The organism is Microcoleus sp. BR0-C5, assembly GCF_036705045.1.
Classification (GTDB): domain Bacteria; phylum Cyanobacteriota; class Cyanobacteriia; order Cyanobacteriales; family Microcoleaceae; genus Microcoleus.
The window spans coordinates 1-4788 of record NZ_JAUBTR010000150.1; the positions used below are offsets into that span (position 1 = coordinate 1).

General features: G+C 46.9%; 8 protein-coding genes. All 8 read left to right on the plus strand.

Features of this window, described 5'->3' with window-relative positions; translation table 11 throughout:
• The first annotated feature begins 71 nt into the window (after window positions 1-71).
• The 8 genes from QUB08_RS31270 (at window position 72) to QUB08_RS31305 (ending at window position 4719) form a co-directional block, all read left to right on the plus strand.
• Complete coding sequence (locus QUB08_RS31270; RefSeq protein ID WP_333230105.1) at window positions 72-518, plus strand: hypothetical protein; 447 nt, start codon at window positions 72-74, stop codon at window positions 516-518.
• Window positions 519-806: 288 nt separating this feature from the next.
• Entirely contained in the window at window positions 807-1562 is a 756-nt protein-coding gene (locus QUB08_RS31275; protein ID WP_333230107.1) for an AAA family ATPase, read from the plus strand.
• A complete protein-coding gene (locus QUB08_RS31280; RefSeq protein WP_333230109.1) occupies window positions 1559-2500 on the plus strand; it encodes a ParB/RepB/Spo0J family partition protein in 942 nt (313 codons plus the stop codon). The genes QUB08_RS31275 and QUB08_RS31280 overlap by 4 nt, the downstream gene beginning before the upstream one ends.
• Before the next feature lie 259 nt (window positions 2501-2759).
• Window positions 2760-3227: a hypothetical protein gene (locus QUB08_RS31285; protein ID WP_333230111.1), complete on the plus strand. Its 468-nt coding sequence runs from the start codon at window positions 2760-2762 to the stop codon at window positions 3225-3227.
• Window positions 3220-3621 (plus strand): alpha/beta hydrolase, encoded by a 402-nt coding sequence (locus QUB08_RS31290; protein ID WP_333230113.1) that lies wholly within the window; start codon window positions 3220-3222, stop codon window positions 3619-3621. Before QUB08_RS31285 ends, QUB08_RS31290 begins: the two co-directional genes overlap by 8 nt.
• Window position 3622: 1 nt before the next feature.
• Entirely contained in the window at window positions 3623-3802 is a 180-nt protein-coding gene (locus QUB08_RS31295) for a hypothetical protein (protein ID WP_333230114.1), read from the plus strand.
• 152 nt (window positions 3803-3954) lie between these two features.
• Window positions 3955-4218, plus strand: a complete 264-nt coding sequence (locus QUB08_RS31300) for an HNH endonuclease (RefSeq protein WP_333230116.1) — start codon at window positions 3955-3957, stop codon at window positions 4216-4218.
• A 66-nt stretch (window positions 4219-4284) separates the two neighbouring features.
• Entirely contained in the window at window positions 4285-4719 is a 435-nt protein-coding gene (locus QUB08_RS31305; protein WP_333230118.1) for a hypothetical protein, read from the plus strand.
• Window positions 4720-4788: the final 69 nt, after the last annotated feature.

Below are 4788 nucleotides of genomic sequence, written 5' to 3' on the forward strand. Positions count from 1 at the left end.
GCACAGATATTTTTCCTACAGTGAAGGTATGAAAATCCTTAGTCATCAAAGCCAGAACTGCGGAATGTGGGTTGAAAGCTGCTCGAAAAATTCGTTCTCTGCCTGACGGCTCCAATACAAAAATTATTGCTTTGAGCGCTAATGCGTTTGTTGAAACCAAGAAACTCGCTTTGTCGAATGGCTTCGATGACTTTGTTGCCAAACCGTTCCGAGAAACAGTAATTTTTGAGAAGATGGCGCTTCATTTGGGTGTTCGCTATATCTATGAAGAGGAGTCGCCGAGGAAGTCCGAACAGGATGAGCCTGCCCAGCAACTGACTCCTGAGTCGCTATCTGTGTTGCCGAGGGAGTCGATTAAGAAGCTTTATAAAGCCGCCGCTTGTGGAGACGAGCAAGCGGTAAGGCAGTTAATTGAGCGAATTCCTCGCTCCCAGAAACAAATTGCTGGGGCTTTGACCAAGTTAGTGGAAAATATGAGTTTAGATATTATCAGCGATTTGACTCAACACTACCTTTGAATGAACCCCACCAAAATCCAAGTTATGGGTATGGACTGCGCTCAACATCGGGAGCATCCCGATTTTGCAAAAACACCGCTGATATCCCTCGAAAGCCCTATACTGCCGTTATCTTTTGAGACAACTTGCTTGCATCGGGATGCTCCCCTCAACATCTCTGTTCAATGATAACTGCGATCGCAGTTATCAGAGGCGGTTCTCAAAGTTATTTCAAAGATTAACCTAGAATAAGCCGCAGTCCACTAATATTGTTTAATCAACACGTTGAGTGAGCGTGCTTAAAAATAGATGAGCAAAATTATTGCGCTGTTCAACCAGTCAGGCGGTGTCTCCAAAACCAGTTTGACAATGAATTTAGGCTACCATTTGGCGAAGCGTTCGCAAAAAGTCTTGTTAGTAGATATGGACCCCCAAGCCTCGCTTACCGCCTTCATGGGCTTGGAACCCTCTGAGTTACAGGAAACTGTCTACGAGTCCATTATGAACGGTTCTGACGCGGCGCTCCGCAAAAACCTTCACAACATGGACTTGCTCCCTTCTAATATTAATTTGAGCGGAGCAGAGCTGGAACTGGTGGTGGCTGACATGAGAGATAGTCGGCTAAAAGAAGTCATTGACCCCCTTAGCTCGAACTATGACTTCATATTGATAGACTGCCCTCCTTCGCTAGGCATCCTATCCTATATCAGTCTAGTTGCCTCCACTCACGTCTTAATTCCGATTCAGACTGAATATAAAGCTCTCAAAGGAACAGAATTGCTGTTGCAAACCATTGCTCGCGTCAGAAAACGCGCTAATCGTTCATTGCAGATTGCTGGAGTGATTCCGACGCTGTACGATACCCGTACTGTACAGGCCTTTCAAAGTTTGCAGTCAATTACTACTTCTCTGGAGAAGATTGGTGCGATTTACCCTGCCGTGCCTCGGACTGTCGCTTTCGCCGATGCGTCACAGCAACACGTACCTCTGGCCGTGTACAATCCAAAACATCCAGCCGTCGCCATACTCGATACTATTGCACAAGGACTCTTAGCTCTGCGATGAATCAAAAGCGCGACAGTCAGCCTTATCAAATCAAAGGGGTTGAGGCTCTATTAGGAACCAGCGACAGCGAAGATGCCGCATCCTCCCTTGTCTCAATACACAAAATTGTCTTGCCCCAGCAGCAGCCACGCCGCTATTTCGATCCGACAGCTATGCAAGAACTGGTGGAGTCAGTCAAGCAGCTAGGGATTCTGCAACCGCTCCTGGTACGCCCAATAGATGGCAACAAGTACGAATTGGTAGCGGGTGAACGGCGCTATCGAGCCGCTTCGTCGTTAGGTTTGACTGAGATTCCTGTTGTGATTCGGGAACTGACAGACACAGAGGCTCTCTCTATTGCACTGCTGGAGAACTTGCAGCGGGAAGATTTGAATGCGATTGAGGAAACTGAGGGGATTCTGCAATTGCTGGCAATGAAATTAAACTCTACCTCCTCGTCAGTTATTGCTTTGCTCGGAGCAGCCGCGCACCCGGAACGCGCCGGTGTGGATAACGTTATCCACAGCTCGGAGTGGCAAATAGTAAGCGATATATTTGCACTCGTCGGGAAGTACACTCCAGAGAGTTTCCGAACCAATCGCCTCCCGTTGCTGAACCTGCCAGATGATGTGATTGGAGCGCTGCGGAAAGGACAGATTGAGTATACCAAAGCCAGAGCGATCGCCCGAGTTAAGGATAGCTCAGAGCGCTCCCAATTACTAGAGGAGGCGATCGCTCTCGACCTCTCCCTGACCCAAATCAAACAGCGCATTGCCGATTTAACAGCGAAAAGTACAGGCCCGGCGACAGCACCAAATCACTCACTTAAAAGTCGCGTAGATGCAGCTTATGGCAGAGTGAAAAAGTCTAAGGTTTGGGATGACCCCAAAAAGCAAAAGAAACTAGAGAAGCTGTTAGCTGAACTGGAAGCTTTGGTGGGTGAGGGATTGGAAAAATGAAGCGGATTTTAAAGTAAAACTACTTAAATTCACATTAATTTAAGCTGAGTGAACTACCTACACTGTATCGGCAGGAGCAGTGTAGGCTTCTGTTTTAGAAAAACTTCAAATGTTCTCTGTCCTTATTCGGCTGTACCTCATATCGGTTGAAAACAATTTCGGTTTTTCTCGCCTTAGATCCCGCCACTAATTCTGGGTACAGACTTCAGTGGGGGATCTAAGGCGTAATAGTTAAAAATCCGGCTTTGGGAAAAAATCTGTGCGACCTAAAAATAACGACAAAAAGCTAGTGTCATTAGTATGGTTTTTAGTCTCCCTGTTCATCTCTTCGTTTCTGAGTGCAGTTGGATTATTTCTCAGCCTCTGGGTCATCGTACCAGCGACCACACTGTCCCTGTTTCCTTTGGCAGTGGGAGCGCCAGAAATTAGCCCTTGGCTTGTAGGTATTAATGCGATCGCCCGAATGCTAACCATCTTCAGACGACAACAAGGCTGGTTCTGCAACACATCCCTGGTCTGTAGCCTGCTTGCCCTGAGCCTCAGCCTAATCCCCCTGCTACAGTTCCCAGCAGCCAATACACGGATCACGGCCGAAGTCCAAGCAGTTTTGGGGGCAGATTATTTGGCCGCCGTTCCTCAAATTGAACAGGCACAACGACGACAACAACCGTTTATCCTAGCAGATGCCTTCCGGGGAATTCCCCGTCCGGGAAGTTCGCATGAATAACGGCGTTGTATTTGCTTTCCCCCGATCAAGTGAAACTGCTCTGTCGTATATCAAAACCCATGCCGATGAGTGGTTCATTGATATTGACAGAATTTCTCTGATGGGAAGGTCAGCCGGTGCCCATTTAGCATCGCTTTATGCTTATCGTTCAACTACAGTTCCAATTCGGGCAGTAGTGAATTATTACGGGCCAAATGACCTGCTCCGGGGATATTATGACCCAGCTTTTCCCGACCCGCTAAACGTCCAAGCTATTCTGCGTGCCTTTCTGGGAGGAACCCCGGACAAATTAAGAGAGCTTTACCATGAAGCTTCTCCTATCAATTATGTTAAACCCAACCTTCCCCCTTCTCTACTGGTTTATGCAGGTCGCGACCATATAGTTGGGGCCTAGTTTGGACGCTCTCTACGAACAATTACAAGCCACTGGAAACCGTGCGGTAATGGTCGAAATTCCTTGGGCTGAACACGCCTTTGATGCGGTTTTTAATGGTGTGAGCAATCAACTGGCTTTGTATTACACAGAACGCTTTTTGGCTCCTGCTCTGAAGTCTTCTAATTACCAACCAAAATAAAGAAAAATCCTCAAAAACGAGCATGAAAACCTGCTCGACTTTAGTCCAGGGATCAAAGGCAGCAGGAGAGTTTAAATTATGGCTGCGTAAATTTTTAGCAGGGAGCTGATACGTAAATGAACACGTAACAGCCGTGAGGCTCCGAAAGCTTTATGTCCCCAGCTTCAAGACGCAACAAGAGACGCCAACTTCTGGAACTGTACGGAAACCGCTGCCACTGGTGCAACAAGTCGATGCAGAAATCAGAAAGAACCATCGAACACTTACTCCCGAAAAGTCGAGGCGGGTCTAACGCACTCTCCAACCTGCGTTTAGCCTGCTTCAGTTGCAATAATTCGCGTGGAAATAGCCTCGAACCTCCGGACGGCAAGAATTTACGCACACAAAGAGCTCAACCACATGAGAAAATAGCTTAGGATTTTCGCACGATCGCAAATTTTCATAGCTAATAAACAAACTAACTTGCTCCTCAAAAAAGTCGCATGGATGACCTAGATGGACGGTTAAGCGCTCTAATTGCAGAGGTGCGCCACAACCCAGCTAAAAGTAGAAAATGGCGAACAGCCATGAACAAGCTGTTATTGCAAATTCAGCAACTACCAGGAGTCAAAAAATCAGCTCATCCAAATTATCCTGCTGCCCTCAACCTTACTTTAGAATGGGTTAGTCGCGAGATTGCTAATTTTGAGCCGCGATCACCTTCTGTTTCAAAAAGTTTTGTCAACTGGATCAACGGCTACCTGGGTTGGCGAATTAAAGATTTGTACTCTCCTGACAAAGATGCTCCAATTAGTTTAGATGCACCGATTGCGGTGGATGCTGGGGAAACAACTCGGCTCGAACTATTACCCGATTTTACGCTCAGCGGGTTGGATGGCATGATTGAAAGCGCTCAGAAAGAAACCACTCAGGAATGAAAATTTAATAACTTTAGCGTCTGCTAAATAGTCGGAACTGCACGATAATTCCATTTGGGTAGGTACTCA

What these genes read in the sequence shown, in the direction of transcription:
- QUB08_RS31275 (WP_333230107.1), top strand. Translation starts at nt 807, where the DNA reads ATGAGCAAAATTATTGCGCTGTTCAACCAGTCAGGCGGTGTCTCCAAA.
- QUB08_RS31280 (WP_333230109.1), top strand. Translation starts at nt 1,559, where the DNA reads ATGAATCAAAAGCGCGACAGTCAGCCTTATCAAATCAAAGGGGTTGAG.
- QUB08_RS31290 (WP_333230113.1), top strand. Translation starts at nt 3,220, where the DNA reads ATGAATAACGGCGTTGTATTTGCTTTCCCCCGATCAAGTGAAACTGCT.
- QUB08_RS31300 (WP_333230116.1), top strand. Translation starts at nt 3,955, where the DNA reads ATGTCCCCAGCTTCAAGACGCAACAAGAGACGCCAACTTCTGGAACTG.
- QUB08_RS31305 (WP_333230118.1), top strand. Translation starts at nt 4,285, where the DNA reads ATGGATGACCTAGATGGACGGTTAAGCGCTCTAATTGCAGAGGTGCGC.